This is a genomic window from Neobacillus piezotolerans (genome assembly GCF_003362805.1).
GTDB classification, from domain to species: Bacteria; Bacillota; Bacilli; order Bacillales; family Cytobacillaceae; genus Bacillus_D; species Bacillus_D piezotolerans.
This window is the reverse complement of the sequence record NZ_QNQT01000003.1, coordinates 193,610-212,502: the sequence shown is the minus strand read 5'-3', so window position 1 is coordinate 212,502 and position 18,893 is coordinate 193,610. Positions and strand designations below refer to the sequence as shown.

At 50.1% G+C, this 18,893-nt stretch carries 16 protein-coding genes; 12 read left to right on the top strand and 4 right to left on the bottom strand.

Translation table 11 applies throughout. The features are described from left to right. Positions 1 to 47 precede the first annotated feature (47 nt). From DRW41_RS23400 to DRW41_RS10050, 4 genes are all read left to right on the top strand, one after another. On the top strand, positions 48 to 2,354 hold the full coding sequence (locus DRW41_RS23400; RefSeq protein ID WP_245959403.1) for a terpene cyclase/mutase family protein: 2,307 nt from the start codon (positions 48 to 50) through the stop codon (positions 2,352 to 2,354). 9 nt (positions 2,355 to 2,363) lie between these two features. Then, on the top strand, positions 2,364 to 2,813 hold the full coding sequence (locus DRW41_RS22660) for a hypothetical protein (protein WP_142752216.1): 450 nt from the start codon (positions 2,364 to 2,366) through the stop codon (positions 2,811 to 2,813). Positions 2,814 to 3,150: 337 nt separating this feature from the next. Further along, positions 3,151 to 3,768 carry a transposase gene (locus DRW41_RS10055; RefSeq protein ID WP_245959402.1) on the top strand — a complete coding sequence of 206 codons (618 nt, stop codon included), beginning with the start codon at positions 3,151 to 3,153 and terminating at the stop codon, positions 3,766 to 3,768. Positions 3,769 to 3,799: 31 nt separating this feature from the next. Continuing rightward, positions 3,800 to 4,075: a hypothetical protein gene (locus DRW41_RS10050; protein ID WP_115451854.1), complete on the top strand. Its 276-nt coding sequence runs from the start codon at positions 3,800 to 3,802 to the stop codon at positions 4,073 to 4,075. A 200-nt stretch (positions 4,076 to 4,275) separates the two neighbouring features. Here the strand turns inward: DRW41_RS10050 and proC are convergent, their stop codons facing one another. After that, the gene (proC, locus tag DRW41_RS10045; protein ID WP_115451853.1) at positions 4,276 to 5,109 is read right to left on the bottom strand and encodes a pyrroline-5-carboxylate reductase; all 834 of its coding nucleotides are present in this window, start codon (positions 5,107 to 5,109) and stop codon (positions 4,276 to 4,278) included. An 804-nt stretch (positions 5,110 to 5,913) separates the two neighbouring features. After that, complete coding sequence (locus DRW41_RS10040) at positions 5,914 to 7,233, bottom strand: short-chain fatty acid transporter (protein ID WP_115451852.1); 1,320 nt, start codon at positions 7,231 to 7,233, stop codon at positions 5,914 to 5,916. A gap of 410 nt (positions 7,234 to 7,643) precedes the next feature. On the opposite strand from DRW41_RS10040, the gene DRW41_RS10035 reads away from it, so the two are divergent. The 3 genes from DRW41_RS10035 to DRW41_RS10025 all read left to right on the top strand — a co-directional run bounded on the left by DRW41_RS10035 (position 7,644) and on the right by DRW41_RS10025 (position 10,473). Then, positions 7,644 to 8,450: an SH3 domain-containing protein gene (locus DRW41_RS10035; protein ID WP_181884494.1), complete on the top strand. Its 807-nt coding sequence runs from the start codon at positions 7,644 to 7,646 to the stop codon at positions 8,448 to 8,450. Between the two features lie 227 nt (positions 8,451 to 8,677). Further along, complete coding sequence (locus DRW41_RS10030; RefSeq protein WP_181884493.1) at positions 8,678 to 9,133, top strand: DivIVA domain-containing protein; 456 nt, start codon at positions 8,678 to 8,680, stop codon at positions 9,131 to 9,133. 56 nt (positions 9,134 to 9,189) lie between these two features. Continuing rightward, entirely contained in the window at positions 9,190 to 10,473 is a 1,284-nt protein-coding gene (locus DRW41_RS10025) for a transglycosylase SLT domain-containing protein (protein ID WP_181884492.1), read from the top strand. 465 nt (positions 10,474 to 10,938) lie between these two features. Here DRW41_RS10025 and DRW41_RS10020 read toward each other — a convergent pair whose 3' ends face one another. Continuing rightward, positions 10,939 to 11,862, bottom strand: a complete 924-nt coding sequence (locus tag DRW41_RS10020; protein WP_115452060.1) for an LCP family glycopolymer transferase — start codon at positions 11,860 to 11,862, stop codon at positions 10,939 to 10,941. 223 nt (positions 11,863 to 12,085) lie between these two features. Between DRW41_RS10020 and galE the strand changes: the two genes are divergently transcribed. Both galE and DRW41_RS10010 read left to right on the top strand, forming a co-directional pair. Continuing rightward, positions 12,086 to 13,105, top strand: a complete 1,020-nt coding sequence (galE, locus tag DRW41_RS10015; protein ID WP_115451849.1) for a UDP-glucose 4-epimerase GalE — start codon at positions 12,086 to 12,088, stop codon at positions 13,103 to 13,105. 446 nt (positions 13,106 to 13,551) lie between these two features. Further along, positions 13,552 to 14,730 carry an LL-diaminopimelate aminotransferase gene (locus DRW41_RS10010; RefSeq protein WP_115451848.1) on the top strand — a complete coding sequence of 393 codons (1,179 nt, stop codon included), beginning with the start codon at positions 13,552 to 13,554 and terminating at the stop codon, positions 14,728 to 14,730. Between the two features lie 318 nt (positions 14,731 to 15,048). Here DRW41_RS10010 and DRW41_RS10005 read toward each other — a convergent pair whose 3' ends face one another. Then, positions 15,049 to 15,501: a DUF2269 family protein gene (locus tag DRW41_RS10005; RefSeq protein WP_115451847.1), complete on the bottom strand. Its 453-nt coding sequence runs from the start codon at positions 15,499 to 15,501 to the stop codon at positions 15,049 to 15,051. Between the two features lie 172 nt (positions 15,502 to 15,673). Here DRW41_RS10005 and DRW41_RS10000 point away from each other — a divergent pair, with 172 nt between their 5' ends. The 3 genes from DRW41_RS10000 to DRW41_RS09990 all read left to right on the top strand — a co-directional run bounded on the left by DRW41_RS10000 (position 15,674) and on the right by DRW41_RS09990 (position 18,645). Beyond that, the gene (locus tag DRW41_RS10000) at positions 15,674 to 15,877 is read left to right on the top strand and encodes a hypothetical protein (protein WP_115451846.1); all 204 of its coding nucleotides are present in this window, start codon (positions 15,674 to 15,676) and stop codon (positions 15,875 to 15,877) included. After that, positions 15,877 to 16,437, top strand: coding sequence for a hypothetical protein (locus DRW41_RS09995; RefSeq protein WP_115451845.1), 561 nt, complete (start codon positions 15,877 to 15,879; stop codon positions 16,435 to 16,437). Before DRW41_RS10000 ends, DRW41_RS09995 begins: the two co-directional genes overlap by 1 nt. A gap of 144 nt (positions 16,438 to 16,581) precedes the next feature. Then, on the top strand, positions 16,582 to 18,645 hold the full coding sequence (locus DRW41_RS09990; protein ID WP_115451844.1) for an Ig-like domain-containing protein: 2,064 nt from the start codon (positions 16,582 to 16,584) through the stop codon (positions 18,643 to 18,645). Positions 18,646 to 18,893 lie beyond the last annotated feature (248 nt).

The window sequence follows — 18,893 nt, the reverse complement described above, 5'->3', positions numbered from 1 at the left end:
GGTGAATATGTATTTTGTAGGGAAATCGCGGGGGGAGGATGAGGGTGATGGGTGTCGAGGGTGGGATTCGGCGGCTGGTGGAGAGGCTGCGGCGGGATCAGACTCCGCGCGGGTCGTGGGAGTATCCGTTTGAGACTGGGGTTATGACGGATTGTTATATGATCATTTTATTAAGGACGCTTGAGATTGATGATGAAAAGTTCATTCGGGAGCTTGCTGAGCGGATTTTGAGCAGGCAGGGGCGGAACGGGGCGTGGAAGCTCTTTTACGATGAGGGTGAGGGGAATGTGAGCGCGACGCTGGAGGCTTATTACGCGCTGCTTTATTCGGGACTTTTGGATAAAGAGGATGAGCGGCTTACGTCGGCGAGGCGGTTTGTTGTGGAGAACGGCGGGATTCGGAAGGCGCATATGTTGACTAAGGTGATGCTAGCGGCGACTGGGCAGATGGAGTGGCCGGGTTTTTTTCCGTTTCCGCTTGAGATGATGCTTCTGCCGTTGTCGTTTCCGGTGAATATTTTCAGTTTTTCGGTGTTCGGGCGGGCGAATCTTGTGCCGTTGATGATTTTGGCGGACCGGAAGTTTCAGGTGCGGACAGGGCAGACTCCGGATTTGTCGGATTTGGCCGCGCGGGAGGACGAGGAAATCGAGTTTTTCCGGGATGCGGATTCGTGGCGGTCGCTTGGGTCTTTTTTGAAAAGTGGCCTACAATCTCTCGTCGGGCTGCCGGAGGAGGTTCATCGGGTTGCGACGGAGCGGGCGAAGAATTATATGCTGAACCGTGTTGAGGCGGATGGGACGTTTTTAGGGTATTTCAGTTCGACGTTTTTGATGGTTTACGCTTTGCTGGCGCTTGGTTACAGGAAGGATGATCCGGTGATTTTGGCGGCGGTGCGGGGTTTGGCGGGGATGGGGACGGTTGTCGATGGGCATTTGCATATTCAGTATACGACGGCTTCGTTGTGGAATACGGCGCTGGCAAGCTACGCACTGCAGGAGGCAGGGGTTTCCGCTGCGGATCCGATGGTGGCGCGGGCGAATGGGTATTTGCTGAGCCGGCAGCACCAAAAGTATGGTGATTGGGTTGTGCATAACCGGGATGCGGAGCCGGGGGGCTGGGGGTTTGCGGACAGCAATACGATTCAGCCGGATGTGGATGATGCGACGGCGGCGCTTCGGGCGATTTCGTGGAGTGTTGGGAGTGGGGATAGGGCGAGTGGCGGTGGTTCGGGGGCTGGGTTTTGGGGTGGATATAGTGGTGGTTCGGGGGCTGGGTTTGGTGTTGGATATAGTGGTGACCCGAGCGCTTGGTTTGGGCAGGATGCCGCGCCTGGTGCTGGGCAGGGTGCGCGGCATGGGTTGGGTTCGGGTTATCGAATGCAACCGGGTTATGGAATGGGGCCGGGGTATGGGGCTAGTAATTCTTTCGGTCAAGGTGTGCCGTTTGGGAATGGCACGCAATTTGGGCAAAATTTTGGATATGGGCAGCATCTAGGGTACGGACAGCATTCAGGGTACGTGCTGGGCTCTGGTTACGGGACAGCTTCGGGTTCCATTCCAGGTATGCCAGCGGGACAAAATTTCGCGCCTGGGGCAAATCCAGCTTCGGTTTCGGGCGGGGAAGCCAAGATGCCGGATTACTCCGGCGCCTGGAAGCTTGGAGTGCGGTGGGTTCTGTCGATGCAAAACGGCGACGGCGGGTGGCCGGCTTTTGAAAAAAATACAAACAATAAGCTGCTGATGCTTTTGCCAGTTCAGAAAGCGGAGTATCTTTTAACAGATCCTTCGTCCGCGGATTTGACCGGGCGGACGCTTGAGTTTTTGTGCAATTATACATCCCTGCCGAAAAGTGATCCAGCGGTGAAAAATGGGGTACGCTGGCTAGTGCAGAACCAGAAGAAGGACGGTTCATGGTACGGACGGTGGGGGATTTGCTACATTTACGGGACGTGGGCTGCGGTGACCGGGCTGCGGGCGGCAGGAATTTTCCCTTCAGAGAAGGTGTTGGCGAGGGCGGCTGGCTGGCTGAAGGGAATTCAAAATGCGGACGGCGGCTGGGGCGAATCGTGCTTGAGCGACAGTGCCGGCAAGTATGTTCCGCTAGGTGCGAGCACGCTGGTGGATACCGCGTGGGCGGTCGACTCGCTGATTGCACTCGCGGGGCGCGGGCGGCCAACCGAGGAAATCAATGCCGGGGTTGTGTACTTGTTGGAGAATTTGGGGTCTGTGGACTGGCCGGAGGACTACCCAAAAGGGCAGGGAATGGCTGGCGACTTCTACAACCACTACCACAGCTACCGCTACATCTTCCCGCTGCTCGCTTTGGCGCACTACCGGGCAAAGTTTGGGGAGTAAAAATGCGGAATGCGAATGGGAGGCGGACGGAAATTTGGACAGAAATACGAACAGTGCCTGTCACTCCCCGAAAAATCTTGTTTCACAGCGGTGTTCCACAGGCGGAAGCAGGGAACGGGGTTTGAAAAATACGAACAGTGCCTGTCACTCCCCGAAAAATCTTGTTTCACAGCGGTGTTCCACAGGCGGGAGCAGGGAACGGGGTTTGAAAAATACGAACAGTGCCTGTCGCTCCCCGAAAAATCTTGTTTCACAGCGGTGTTCCACAGGCGGGAGCAGGGAACGGGGTTTGAAAAATACGGACAGTGCCTGTCACTCCCCGAAAAATCTTGTTTCACAGCGGTGTTTCGCAGGCGGAAGCAGGGAACGGGATTTGAAAAATGCGAACAGTGCCTGTCACTCCCCGAATTATCTTGTTTCACAACGGTGTTTCACATGCCATACCTAACGTTTTTTTGAGGGCCAGCTGGTTGGCTGGCTCTTCTCTATAAAATTAACAAAGAATTTTAAATAAGTTTGAAGGATTTTCCTTTTTGGTGTCGAAATTGGACAAGTAAGCGGAGGAAGCTCGACTATTCTTCTTGTCCAAAAGCCAGCGCCACAAACAGCACTTCAGCGTTATTTCACCTCTTTTCTCCCAAGCGGTCTCCTAAATTTCCCGTTTCCTCTTCAAACAATCTTATATCCTTAAAAAACAACGATAACAAATTTGGAGGGTGTTCTATGCCAGATGAAGAATTCTATTTTTACATTGCAATAACCATCTCAAGTCAACAGAAGTTCAGGAGGGAATTATATGCCTCGTAAGAAGCGACTCTGGGTGCCGGATGATTTTTATCATGTTGTGTGCCGGGGAAACCGGCGGGATCCGCTTTTCCGCAATGCCACCGACTTTGAGGTTTTCCTACATATTCTTCAGAAGCTCCATGAAAGATACCCGTTTGAAATCTCCTCTTATTGCCTCATGACAACGCATTACCACCTGCAAATCCGCTCGCCCCAAATCCCATTTTCAAAATTGATGGCACTAATTAATAAGCACTATGCGAATTATTACAACACCAAATACAAGCTTAGTGGCCATGTTTATGAAAAGCGTTATTATGCGAAAAATATTTATGGGGAAGAAGGGATGCTCAAGGTCAGCCATTATATCCATCTCAATCCGGTCGCTGGGGGAATGACGAGGAAACCGGAAAATTATCCTTGGAGCAGTTTTCGGATTTATAAATATCAAAATCTCACTCCGCGTAAATTTATGAACATGGAAAGCATTTTAACGTATTATCCCGGCCAGCTGGAGGAGAAGAAAAAGCAATATTGCCGGGGCCTAAGTCAACCCCAACTGTTAAAAAGTCAGCTTTTGGACGGAGTAAAAGAAAGCAGACATAATTTTGACGTTTCAGCTGAATGATAGAAAGGTAAACGTAAAAAGAGGTGATTCCATGGCGAACAATGTATCGCTACCTGAATTTGTTTCTCATGTCCAGGGGACAGAAGGGAAACCAGTTATCCGTTTTAACGAAAAGGAAATTCGCCCCGACGGGATGGCAATCGGTGATGAAGACAGCACGACCGGCGCCAGCCAAAACCTAATCGTGCAGCTCGAACTCGAAACGTCTGCCGGGCCAGTAGTTTATGAGAACGTGTACGACAATCAAGTCGAGTACGAAGAGGACATGAAAATCATTAAGGGATTATTAGAAGAAACCGGTAACTAAGTTAATGGAAAGGGGCTCGCGGCGCTATCGGCTGTCGAGCCTGATTTTTTGAGGCGGAAGCGTCGAACCCGCGTCTAAGCCAAGATAAAACCGATTCCGCACTCAATGGACCACGAATTCGTTACCGCATCTTTCAAAAACCGAATGAAGCGCCATCCCCGTCCGCGTTTCTTTCAAAACCGAATGATCCACAACTTCACTCATCCAGCCTCAAATTGGCGGCTGATCATGCTGCCGAGTTTTTTGGAATGGGCAGTGGCTTCCAAGATACATTGAATCATCGAGTCATGAACCTGATTGTTTTCCAGCACCCGGATGCCAGCTTCGGTTGTGCCGCCCGGGCTCGTGACCTCATGCCGCAGCTGGCGGGACGGCTTTTCGGAAGTCCGCAGCATTTCCGCCGCACCGAGCAGCGTCTGGACGATGAGATCCTTCGCCAAATCCCGTTCGAGCCCGATTTCCAAAGCACTGTACTCCATCGCTTCGACCAGATAGTAAATATACGCCGGGCCGCTGCCTGACAATCCGGTCACAGCGTCAAGCTGGCTTTCTTCGACAAACGCGGCTAGCCCGACGGTTTCAAACAGCGCCTTTGCCTGGGCGGCTTGCTCTCCGGTAACATACGAGTTGAAGGCGAGGCCTGTAGCCGATTTTCCAATTGCCGCCGACGTATTCGGCATTGCCCGTGCAATCGCGAGTTCTTTATCCACCAATCCTTCAATCGTCCCGATCGACAGCCCAGCTATCACCGAAATGATCAGCATCTTCCCAGTCAAATACGGCATCACGCTCTCTAGCCCGGCCACAGCGTCCTTCGGCTTCATCGCCAAAACCACCGCATCGGCCCCCTTGATCAACGCTTCTTTATCGTACGTAGCCGTCACGCCATATCGCTCCCGCAAATCGTTGAGCCGCTCCCCATCACGTCTATTCGTCACCCAAATATCCCCGTTCTTCACAATCCCATTCGCTGAAATCCTCGCAATCAGCGCCTCCGCCATCGAACCCGCGCCAACAAACACAACCTTCCTCATCGGAACCGCCTCCTTTTTTAAAATAACCGCCTGCCCACTTTCCGAAATCCACAAATCGCCTCAATAGCGCTTTCCTAAAATCCAAAAAACGCTTCAAGCCCGCTTTCCGGAATCAACAAATCGCCTCAAGCCGTGTGTTTAAAATCTACAAATCGCCGATATCCAGTGCACTAAATCCATCGAAAAATACAAAAAGGCCCTTCATCCGCAAAGGACGAAAGGCCATTCTTCCGTGGTACCACCTTTATTGACCCTTTTTGTGGGAAAAGCGGACAACGCACGAAGACAACAAATCTCGCGCTACGCCCATCTTTGTACACAAAAAGGCTCACTCAAATCCAGTATCGCCGGACACGCGGCCAGGTTTGCCTGGCAGCTCATAAGGTAGGTTCAATGGGACAGGGGGCTGCGGTACCTTTCAGCCGGTGGGCACCGCTCTCTATCGCCGTATTCCATCTACTGGCCTTAGTCAACGCTCTGCATAATACAGTTTTGAATATCAAAATCGTAACTGCTCTATACATTTTTTGAATTTTCCAAAGTTTTAATTGTCATTATGCTGGAAACCAAGCCCCTCTGTCAAGGAAATTATTTTCCTTTTTAAAAACTCAAGAAACAGAAAGATTTCCTTCTTTTCTGGAAATGGAAAGGGCATGATAAGTACTCCGGACAAAGAAAAGGATGGCCGCTAATGCCATCCTCTTGCATTTTATTATGAAATTAAACAGTGTCCATCAAGGCTTTCAAGTAAACAGATTGCCACAAGTATATTCGGAAAAAATTCAGCAAGTTAACTCTATGCTGCTAGAAGATCAAAAATCCGAGCGATATGATCACGCCGCTGGCAATGAGGGTCAGGACGCAGTAGCCCATGATGTCTTTTGCCTTCAGGCCGGCGATGGCGAGGGCAGGGAGCGCCCAGAATGGCTGGATCAGGTTTGTCCATGCGTCGCCCCATGCTACGGCCATGGCGGTTTTCGGGATGGAGACGTTCATGGCCTGCGCGGCTTCGAGCATGACAGGGGCTTGGACTGCCCACTGTCCTCCGCCTGACGGGACAAAGAAGTTCACGAGCCCGGCGCTAAGGAATGTAAAGAAGTGGAATGTGTATTCATTGGAAATGGCCACGAAGCCTTTTGACATAACGGCTGCAAGGCCAGATGCTGTCATCATGCCCATGATTCCGGCGTAGAACGGGAACTGGACGATAATGCCGCTCGCTCCTTTCACGGCATTGATGACCGCCTCAAGGAACTTCTTCGGTGTTCCGTGGAAAAGGATTCCGAGGAACAGGAACAGGAAGTTGACGATATCAAGATTGAGTTTGAAGCCGTTCGTTATGAAATAGTAGAATAGAAAAACGAGTCCGAAAATCCCGATTAAGAACGAAATGATACGACTGTTTTCCAAGCGGTCGGCCGGGGTCATTGCACCCGCTTCAATGGCAGCGGCATAGGCCGGTTCCTCAAGGAGGGCAGGGTCGACGGTGACGGTTTCGTCCTTTGCCGGCATCATGATCCGGTTGACGAAAGGCAGGACAACCAACAGCGCCGCGACGATAACCAGGTTGAAGGCTGCGAAAATCGTCTGGTCGGTCGGGATGACGCCAATCATTTTTTCGGAAAAATGCCCAGGAGTCGCGATTGTGAGTGGAATTGAGCCGGAAATCCCGCCATGCCAGACAACAAACCCGCTGTAAGCGCTTGCGATTAACAGCCGGTAATCAACGTTTTTAACCTTGCGGGCAAGCTCCTTTGCAAATAGGGCTCCGATAACGAGGCCGAACCCCCAGTTAATCAAGCTGGCAATCATGGAAACCAAGCTAACAATCAGGATTGCCTGGCCAGGCGATTTTGCGGTCGATGCGAGCGCGCCCAATCCCTTTTTAAAAATATGGCTGCTTGCCAGAACGTGGCCAGTCACGAGGACAAGGACCATCTGCATCGAAAAGGCCAGCAGGCTCCAGAAACCAGTGCCCCAGTGCTGCACCATCTGGTACGGCCCGTTGTCTGTAAAAATTAGCCCAAGGCCGAACACCACGAACGTTAAAATCACAACAAACAAAAATGGGTCGGGCAAATACCGCTGCATAATGCGGTTAAAAAAAGAAACCAACATCCTCATCAATACATCCCCCTTTTAAAATATCGTTTCCCAACCTAATTTCTACAATATTCAGTAAATTCCTTCTTTTTTCGACGAATTAATTGATTTTCCTTGCCATAATAAAGGATGAAATGCAAATTTTTTGTATGAATCTTTATTTGGCTGACTGGAGGATTTATTGCAGTTGTCCTTGAATTAATAGATTTACCTCCTAAGGGCAGGAAAAGGGTCATACCCTCGAGGAGAGTCCACTAACTCGGATCGTTTCCCTGTAACCGCATTGTTTTCCTCGTCTTTGCTTCAATGCAAATCTATCACCAAACCAAATTCCCATAATTGGCAATAAATTTTCCGCCAACCGAAAATCAAGTTCGTTTTTTAAAAAAAATAAAGAGCTCATTCACCAATGGAACGATTTTCTCATTTTTGTGTTTTTTGCATATGGTGAGGGTATGGGAATAGAAAAAGAGGCGTTCGGGGCGGAGGTCCCGGCGTGGGAATGGGGGCGTTGGCCAATTTTCAAAAAAGCGGTTTTAAAATGGTTGGTGTTGGCGATTTTGGTTTTGGGGCTTTTTGCGCCATCATTGGGCAAGCCGGAGGTCGCGGCGGCGGGGCAGACGGGTGTGGTAGAGATCAAGAGCGGGGTGCTGAATGTGAGGAGCGGGCCTGGGGTTAAGTACAAGAGGATTGGGTCGCTAAAGAATAAGGCGAGCGTGCCTGTTGCCGGGGTGAAGAACGGCTGGGTGCAGATTAAATTCGGGAAACGGACGGGGTACGTTTCGGACGATTATTTACGGATTTACATGCCGATGGCCGAGGCGGAAGCGCGAAAGATTGCGGACAGGGCGGACGCCATTCAGCGGGTTTCGTGGGAGAAGAGCTACACGAAGGCGCAGGTTTACGCGATTATGGAGCAGGCGTTCACCCGTAAGTTCGTGGACCGCTATTTTAAGCAGCAGTTCCGGACGGATGGGAAGGACAGCCGCGGAAATCAGCTGTACCATGTGATTGAGACGGAGATTTGGGGGCTGGCGCTGTATCCTCTCGATTGGGAGCTGAAGTACAATCCGAAGAAGCCGGCGGTGACGCGCTACCAGAAGGATGGCGTGGAGTATTTGTTCGTTTCACAATATCATCTTGATGAAATGAGCGGCAACCAAACGACGATGATTTGTTTTGTCAAAACAAAGGCAGGCTGGTTTGTTTATGATCATTTGGTTGCTTATGAGGATTAAATTGTGGTTGGTTTTTTGGACAAATGAAACAGTTAGGGTTTTGAATATATTGGCGGGCGGTCCTGATGATGGGCCGCTTTTATTGTGGATATTATTGTGTAGTTTCTGAGAAACGTAGGTTTGATTCACCAAGGGAGTTGGTTTTATTTTCCAGTGGCAGCTGGGAATAAAGCTGTGCAATGATACGAGTAAAGAGACGAACTAAGAGATTTCTAGGAGGTTTACATGTGATTCAGGAGATGTTGGATTTGGCGACCGGGACATATCCGAAACTGGCTAAAGCTTATGAAAAGAAGCGGGGGCAGGGGTTTTCCGCGACGAGCGTTTACACTCAAAGCGTGGCAGTGGAGACGGGCGACGTTATTTCTGTTGTTGAATTGACGATGGCGGGGCCGGCGGGGGAATTAATTCTCCTTACCTACTCGTATTCGAAGGGTGTGCTTGATATTCTTTTAGAAAGAGAACTTCCCGGAGTTCAACAAAAAGGTGATACAAATCTTTTAATAAGCGGCCGGGATATTCAAGATAAGGAATTTAAACGAAAGCTGGTTAGAGGGTATGACCCGGCGGATGTCGATGCGTTTTTGGACGTGATTTTCAAAGATTATTCTTATATCGAGAACGTGTTAATAAAAGAAAATAAGATTTTAAAAGAAGATGTTGGGAAGCTTCGGAGGAAGTAACCTAGGGCCATATATGGAAAAAATGTGTTTTTTTGGAGACTTTCAAGTATGATAGAGTGAGAGATAGTTTTGCGAGATTAAAAGATTGGAGCAGTGACGAGTTGAAAACAATATTGAAAGCCGCGGTCCTGACACTACTTGCCCTTGGATTCTATCATGAAAATGCTTCCGCTGCTGAGCCGGGCTGGGCCTCGAAGTGCTCGAAGTTTGGCGCGCTGAAGCCGAATGAGAACCCGTCCTTCCAGCATATGAACTGCCTGTTGACGAGCGCGGCGATTGCGGCGGATGTACCGCCTGAAGTGGTGAAGGGAGTCGCCAGCCAGGAAAACGGAAAATGGGAGCAGTTCGATGTGGACGGGAACCCGATTATTTCCTTGGATGGCGGAATCGGCATCATGCAGATTACGAACAAGGCTAAATACGACCAGGAGCGACTGCAAACGGATGTTTATTACAATATTGAAAAAGGAGTCGAGGTTCTGGCGTACATGTACACCAGGACGGATATTCCGAAAATAACGAACACCAATCGGCGTGACATCGAGAGCTGGTATTTCGCGGTCATGGCGTACAATGGAACGAAGCCGGTGAACAGCCCGATTACGAGGAAGGGCGTGCCGTACCCCGATGCCTACCAGGAAAGGGTGTTCAGGAATATTGAAAACGACAGCCTGCTTGGCGGCAAATTGGTAAAGCCTAAGTTCAAGGTGAGTGATTTTGATTACAATTCGGAAAGTACGGATAACATAAAGTTCCCGACGATGGCCTATGAGATTATTGGGCCGGCGCATCCATCCGCGTATTTTTATAAAAAAGGGGAAAAGATTGCGACGACGATTGACGGTGCTTCATTAAGGCCAGGGCCTGCGACCGGTCCCACTGTCGTAAAACCACTTGGGAAATTCTCAGCATTGACGATTACCGGAGAGGTTGAATACGATACTTCAGCAAAACCTAACCAGTTTGTCTGGATTCCGGTCAGGACATTGGATAACAAAGTTGGGTACATTTCATCCGCGTACGTGACGAAGCCTGTCTGTACTCCATGTTTGAAGTACAATAAGGGCCAGAAAATATACTGGGAGAAGTATAAGTGGGAACTTACGCCGGGCCTGCTTGGCCGTCTGACTATCCTGCAGGATACGGAGCTTTTGACGAAGGACGGCAAGACTGTGGGGATGCTTAAAAAAGGTCTACCGTACAAAATTTACGCCTTTAGGGAAGGCGAACTCAGCGTCGGAGGCGGGCTCTACGTCAAGCGCGACCTGAAAAAAATAGCATACGAAACACCAAGCAAAGAGAAGCTCGATGCCGTCAAATGCATCGCGAACTTTTATTGAAATTTTGTTAGGGACGGGGCGGACAGTTTATGCTGTCCGCCCCGTTTTTTTTGAGTTGAATGTGAAATACAAACAGTGCCAAAATACGAACAGTGCCTGTCACTACCCGAATTTTGTCGGATACATAAACAAAATACGAACAGTGGCTGAAGCACCACTTGGGTGTTGGAAAATCCCCAAATGTTTGGACAGTAACCTAGCATTTTTGTGGTTTGGTGTCCAAAATTACCTCATGTTTGGACAGTAACCCTGCATTTATGTGGTTCGGTGTCCAAAGGTGCCCCATGTTTGGACAGTAACCAAGCATTTTTGTGGTTCGGTGTCCAAAGGTGCCCCATGTTTGGACAGTAACCAAGCATTTTTGTGATTCAAGCCGCCCAAACAAAATGGGGTGCCATCCCCCAACGCAACGATGTCAACCAACAAGCCAAAACGCATAAAAAACAATAATTCACTGCGCCTGCCTTATAGTTCAAGGTGCTGTTTGAGTTCTGCTTGCACGCGCTGTCTTTCCTCATCGGTAACAAGGTAGTAGTAGATGGCGTTGATTTTTGTTCCCGTTCCGTTCAGCTCCAGCTGCTCGATGTTTTTTGCGGCATCTTTGTAGTTTCTGGCTATTCCGACCATCTGTTCAAATGACAAATTTGTTTTTATCGATCGGCCCAGTTCGGCGAAAATTTTATCGAAATTGGCCAGCGACGGGAGGGATGCGCCTTTGTCAAGGACGGCTTTGATAATCGCGCGCTGCCTTTCCTGCCGCCCAAAGTCCCCCCTCGGGTCCTCATAGCGCATCCTTGAATAGTTCAGCGCCGACTCTCCGTCGAGCGTGATTTCCCCTTTTGAAAAAAGGTCTTCGCCATACGTGAATTCGAACGGATTCGTGACGGTGACTCCGCCAACCGCATCCACCAGCCCACTGAAACCTTCCATATTCACTTTTACATAGTAATCAATGGGGATATCGAGAAAACCTTCGACCGTTTCCATCGCCATTTCAACGCCGCCGAACGCGTAGGCATGGTTGATTTTATCCTCCGCGCCCCTCCCGGCTATCACCGTCCGCGTGTCCCTTGGAATACTGACCATTTTCACGGATCCGAGGCTGGGGTTTATAGTCAGCACGATCATGCTGTCGGTCCGGCCGCGGTCGCCCTCGCGCTCGTCGACGCCAAGCAGGAGGACGGAGATCGGTTGCTGCTTCTCCAAGGTAACCAGTTCGATTCGTTTCGGTGATTTCACACGTTTAATCGGTGTATGCATTTTATCGGTCGCCTTCGATATGGAATGGTAAACCGTAAAGGCATATCCTCCGCCCGCCAGGAATAAGGCGACCAAGCATCCAAGCGCTATGAGCATAAGCCGTTTTTCTTTCGTTCCCGCCATTTTCATCAGTCCTTCAGACATTTTCAGCCACACGGATGGCCGTACTGATAAAGTTTATTGTGCAGCCGCCCGGGCTATGATTCCCGCTGGTAAAATAAGTCCTCGTTGCCGGCAAAACAGTTGATTTTCGTCCGTGATTTGGATAAAAAATCCAACCTGCACTAGTTTATAAGAATGGCCCTGTTCCTGCCTGAATATACTTAGGTAATTTGGTTTTGGGGGGAAATCGGTGGCGATTTTAATTACAGGCGGGGCCGGCTTTATCGGAAGCCATACGTGTGTGGAACTGCTGGATGCGGGGTACGAACTCGTGGTTGTCGACAATTTTTCCAACAGCAATCCTGGGGTTTTAAAAAGAATCCGGGAGATTAGCGGGAAGGAATTTGTGTTTTACGGTGCGGACCTCAATCGGACCGGGCAGCTGGAGGAGGTTTTTCTGACCCACCCAATCGAAGCGGTGATCCATTTTGCCGGGTTAAAAGCAGTCGGGGAATCCGTCCGCGAGCCGCTTCATTATTATAAAAACAATGTTTCCGGTACTCTGAACCTCCTGGCGCTCATGGAAAAACACGGGGTGAAAAGCCTCGTTTTCAGCTCATCCGCTACCGTGTACGGCAATCCGGAATGCGTTCCAATTTCAGAGAAATCGAGACTGCATGCCGCCAATCCATACGGCAGGACAAAGCTGATGGTCGAAAGGATTTTGCAGGACGTTCACGCGGCTGACCGGGAATGGAGCATTGCGCTGCTGCGTTACTTTAATCCAATCGGGGCGCATCCAAGCGGTTTGATCGGCGAGGACCCGAACGGCGCCGCGCCAGCAAATCTTATGCCGTACATCAGCCGGGTGGCAGCGGGAAAATTGGATGAGCTCGAAGTGTTTGGCAACGACTACCCGACAGCCGACGGAACCGGCATCAGGGATTATATCCACATTGTTGATTTGGCGCGGGGACACCTTAAAGCACTGGAGAAGGTTTTCACATCTACGGGAGTGGAGGCTTATAATCTTGGAACCGGGACGGGATGCAGCGTCCTGGAACTCGTCGCTTCGTTCGAAAAAGCTTCGGGAGTACGGATTCCATACCGGTTTGTCGACCGCAGGCCCGGCGACGCCGCCATTTGCTATGCGGACCCGTCAAAGGCGCAGTCGGAACTTGGCTGGTCCGCCGCTCGCGGCATCGATGAAATGTGCAGGGACGGCTGGAAGTGGCAAACGCTCAATCCGAACGGGTACAGGACTGAGTGATTGAGGATGAAGGCTTGCGCATGGACCGCGGTTCCATGCGCTTTCTTTTGTAAAAAAAGTAAAGTGTTCAGTCTCTGGAGGCATAAGCGATTCCCATGGCTGTCTGGGCTGAGAATGAAAGTTAAATCCCCTGTAAGACCCATTTTGAAGGGCGTCCGAAGTTTAAACGGTCTTTATGCCATCCATCAGCCGATTAGGCTCACCAACGATGAACTGCAATTGCAGTGAGGTTAATCGAGGGATGCATGAACGTTTATTTTCCCCAAATCCATCTCCAACTCCAAATCCTCCTCTATGGAGAAATTATCCACAACATCTTCTGCAATTTTTAGCGGTCGCCAGAAACATCCTGTGTTATACTGTAAAAATAATTTTAAAAATTCGCTAAACTGCCCATTCGGGGCTTATTTTCCACTAATAAATTTCCATATTAAGGAGAGCTGCATATGAAGATTACACAATCGACGATTTTGGAAAAGCTGCCATCTGGAATTTTTCATGCTTTGGCGAGCCGCAAGCAGGAGCTCATAAAACAGGGGGTCGATGTCATTGACCTGAGTGTCGGAAGCCCTGATTTGCCACCGTCCCCGCTCGTTACGGAGACGATTGCGAAGTATGCAAGCGACCCGATGAATTATGGCTATACGTTGACGGGGACCGCGGAATTCAGTGAGGCGGTGAGCTATTTTTACAAGCAGCGCTATAACGTGGATATTATTGCGGAGAAAGAAGTTTTGCAGCTGATGGGTTCGCAGGACGGGCTGTCGCATTTGGCGCTTGCGCTAGTGAATCCTGGGGATTATGTGCTTGTGCCGGACCCGGGTTACCCGATTTATGAGGCGAGCGTGACAATTGCCGGCGCCGAGGTTTACCCGATGCCGCTCCTTGAGGAAAACGGCTTCCTCCCTGTGCTCGAGGACATCCCGGCGGAAGTACTGGCGAAAGCGAAGCTAATGATTCTCAGCTATCCGGGGAATCCCGTTCCCGCTTTGGCGGACAGGCCCTTCTTTGAAAAAGTCGTCGCGTTTGCGAAAGAACATGAGATTCTCGTCCTTCACGATTTTGCCTATTCCGAACTGATTTTTGACAGCCATCCACAGATCAGCTTTATGTCAGTCGAGGGGGCGAAAGAGGTAGGCATCGAGTTTAACTCCCTTTCGAAAACGTTCAACATGGCGGGATGCCGGATTGGCTACGCGGTCGGGAATGAGCAGGCAATCAGCATCCTCGCTGCGTTCAAGTCGCACATCGACTATGGCATTTTCCTGCCGATCCAAAAAGCGGCCGTCGCGGCGCTCACATCGGACTACGCTGACCTTGCCGGGCGGGTGAAAATCTACGAACATCGCCGGGACACGCTGATTGAAGGCCTGAACCAGAGCGGCTGGCAAGTACAATCGTCCCCGGCCACGATGTTTGTCTGGGCGAAAATCCCGGAAGGCTGGACTTCCCACGATTTTGCATTCCAGCTGCTGGACAACGCCGGCGTTGCGGTCGTACCAGGCAGTGCATTCGGCAATAAGGGCGAGGGGTACGTCCGGATCGCCCTCGTCCAACCGGCGGAAAGGCTCGCTGAGGCGGCCGGCAGGATTCGTGAATTTTTGAAGGCTGGCGTTGGAGTATAGGCGTAGGGTAGCGGATATCCAATTTAAAGGAACTCGACATGTTTTGTAATGAAAACTTCTAAAAAACTCCTATCGTAAGCAATATCAGAGCCAGCCACCGTCAATTCACGGGGGCTGGCTCTTTGTTCTAGTCCGGCAACAGAGCTCCGCGGAAATAGCATGCCTGGCCTTCATTAACCTGTTTTTAAACATAATAGAAAAATAGAAGCCAGGGTCCGTCTGTTTTCTGCGTTATTCGGGTCCAACTGCAACCTGCCAGAGCGCAGTAACCCGGCGTGGACAAATACAGGTGGCATGGGCCCATTTTCCCCAAAAAAGCTAGAAGGGCTTGACGACCATTAGGATGATGAGGATGATGGCGGCGGCGTGGGTGATTTGGTTGAGGCGGTCCATTTGCCTGGCGATGGTGAGGTACGCTTCGGGCAGGCCATCGCCTGTGTGAGCCTCGAGGATTTGTTTTTGCTGTTTGATTTTTTTCGGCAGGATGCCGGCGACGATTGGCTGGACGGCGATGTAGATGACGATGGAGGCGATGTACCAGAATTCCTTGAAAAGTTTCGGTTCCAAAAACCCTAAAATGAGTCCGGTCAGGAGGAGGGTGATACTGCCAATTTTGGCGATTTTCTCGATTCTGGCGAGGATGCCGAATGTAAATTGCGCCTGCGCGGGGGTTTTCGGCTTGTTGGCGATGGCGGGCAGGGCGAAAGTTGCACCGATTCCGACGATGGCGGCTATGACGTGTACCAGGACGAGGAAATGATAAAGGCCCATAAATTGTTCCTCCTTGTAACGATTTTTTGTTTTTACCAAATTATGTTTCACAATTGTGGAAAATAACGAAACGTTGCAAAATAATTCGACTGCCGAACATTTATAGAAAATCAATCTTCTTGAGTAATAGTGGTATATAATGGAATAAAATTGCTTGAGTGGGGGGATCTGGATGTCGGAAAAGGAACGCGACCGGCTGGAAAGGGAATTGCGGAAGGACCCTGGATATACGTTCAATGAGGCGCAGGGCCAAGGGGTAACTGGATCGCCGGGTGAATTTTTCCGCGGCGGCTGGAAACAGATTCTGTTCAACATCGCGGTGCTGGCGTTTGTCATCCTAGCATTTACTTTATTAACAAGGTGGTTTACTGGCTAATGGCAGAAACGAATGGGCTCAGCGGCGGGCAAAAATCTGTTTTAAAAGGGATGGCGGCGATCCTGCCAACGTTTATCTTAATCGAATTATTAACGAGGCTTTTTCCGTATACCGGCCTTCAGCGCATCCTAGCCATCCCACTTATTCTTTACATAAACCTTGCGCTCGTAGCCGCGGCGATCTTCCTCACCCGAAAAGGAACCGCCCGTAGTGTAACCAAACTAGTTTGGCCTGTGATAATTCTCCTTACCTTTATCACCACGATTGCCTTTTACCCCCAGGAATCCAGTCCCCATGTAGCCGCGCAAATCTGGTCAAGCCTTACAGCATTAAAAAATTATAACGAACTCAAGCCGGAGGACATGGAAAAGGATGACGAGGAAACGTACGTTGTTGCCCTTTACAAGTTTCGAAAAGAAATCCCTTTGGATGGAGATTTTTACCTTTACGGACGTGATGATGAGGAAGACGAGAAAATACATACTCCTGCTGATATCCCGCTCAAGCTATACCCTCACCATAGGCTGATGTGGCGGTATTTGGAATCTTCAGGAAGGTAGCCGACATACTGCTACCCCTTTTTCATTATCCAAAAATAACATTTATGGCAATTGGGGAAATTGCTGGGTTTGGCGGAATGAATTCCCGTTTCAATCTAATTGGTATATTTATATAATTTAGGTTGAAAAGGGGGATTTTACATAATGAAAAAGATTACAATTTTATTAATGTCCTTGCTGCTGCTTGCGGCGCCATTTCAGGCGAACGCTGCGACAAGCATTGTGACAACGGTGGACCGGGCTATTGTACAGATGCAGAAAGCCTACCACCAGTACAGCGATGTGACGGCGACGGGCAAATTCGCGAACATCACTGATGTATACAAGCAATACAACGCGGCCAAAGCGGCATACGCGAATGCCAGGGCGGCTGTTGTAAAAAGCGGCGGAACACAAAAAGCGGCCCTGCTTTTAAAATTGGATACGAATTACAAAACGTACATCACCGAGCGGGTCATCCCGTACATTGATGCGTACAACTACACGGTCAAAAACGTCCAGGCGAATACGGCCGCGCTTCAAAAGGGAATCGATGCCGGCGACCTTGATGCCGTACAGGCGTCCTACCACGAAATTTCCTACCAGCTAAAGGCACGTACTGTCATCATTTACCGCGTCTACGGCTTGACGACGCGGAACCTCTTTAAAGCATATAAGCAAGAAGCGCAGGATCTCCGCGACAGCATGATGTACGATGTGTCAGTCGCGATGAAGATTGATCAGCTGGAAAAGCTTCTCGACGGCGGACTGGACGATAAGGAACTCGCCGCCGCGAAAGATGCGGCCGGAAAGGTGAACGAGTACCTGCCAAAAGTCAGCGGCACATTCAAAGCTCAGCTGACCGAGCAGGCTGATGTGACCCTGCCGAAATACGAGGCGGCGCGCCCGGCTGGAGTGACAGGCGTGGCAGCCGTTAACGGAACTGTAACCGTTACGCTGGATAAGCAAGTAACCGAAGTGCCTGAAGGGCTTATTTTTGTAAAAAATGGCCAGGCCATGGAGATTGCGGCCGATGCGATAACGTTGGATGGGAACAAGTTGGTTGTTGCGGTCCCAAAAGTGGAGCGCACGACTTTGAAGCAGGAAATCGTTTATGGAGTGAAGCTTGGCAGCGGTGAAGCTGTGAATGCGGCCCCTTTGGTTCTTGAAGCGGTTGTGGCACCGGATGCTCCGGTTGTGACCGGGATTGACGGGGAGGTTGTGAAGTCTGCGGCTCCTGCGGTCAAAGCGGTTGAAGGCGTAACGTACACGGCCGTTCTGAAAAAGGACGGGGTGGAAGTGCCGGGATATGTGCTAGGTTCGGAAATTCATGAAGAAGGAAAGTACGAATTGGCTGTTACAGCCGAGCACGACGGATTGAAGGTTTCAACTGAGGTTTCGTTTACGGTTGACACAACGCCACCATCAGTCGCGTTCGATGTAGCGGATGAAACAGTTTACGAAGGTGAATATGTGGTTAGCGGGACCGTGGATGCCGGCGCGGCTGTTACCGTAAATGGTGAAGCGGCTACCGTGGATGCGCAAGGGCATTTTACGAAGGAAGTTGCTTTGGCGGAGGGCATAAACCGAATCGTTGTTGTTACTGCGGACGCAGTGGGCAATACGACGGAAGAGCTTTCCAAGGCTGTAACGTATGTTGTAAAGGTTTCGTCGGTTGGATTGCCACAGAGCGCGACCGTGAAAATCGGCGGGACGAAACAGTTGAATGCGGTTGTCTCTCCTGCGAATGCGACGAACAAAAGTGTTGCATGGTCAACGTCAGATCCTGGCGTGGTAGTTGTTGATGAGAATGGGATTGTGACCGGGGTCGCGGAAGGAACGGCGACCATTACGGCAACTGCCGACGGGAAAAGCGCGAGCACGGTGGTAACGGTCAGCGACCGGCCGCAGCTTGTGCTGAACAGCTACCCGTCTGTGCTATTCAACAACGTCATCCAATCTCTTGCGGTCAACGTGTACAGCCGTGATGAACAGGCTGTCACTGTTGAAAAAGTCGAGATATACGAAAAAGGCAGGCTCTACACAACGTATACAGCGTCTGATTTGGAAAGCGCCGGAATCAGCGCAACTATCAATCCATACGCTAGTTGGGGCTTCAGCATCAACTACAAATACGGCATGTGGCTCGACAACAGTAAAACCAAAATCACAGTAAAAACACTAAACGGCAAAACATTTGAGTTCGAAACACCTATTGAATCGCTGTAAAAATTGATAGGTTACGAATTCATTTTCATACCAGGCACACAGCGGGGAAAAACGTCACACCATGGTGCCTGGGCTCCGGGTGCACCGGGAAGTTTTATGAAAGCAGATAGGATTCAATCCCTGTCTGCTTTTTCTTTATGAAAATATAAAGTGCACACCGCAAAACGTTCCCTCCTATCTTCCAACATTTACCGCCACATTTTTGTCATATAAGGTAATTGTCTGTAGTACTTGCCACTGCTAAAATA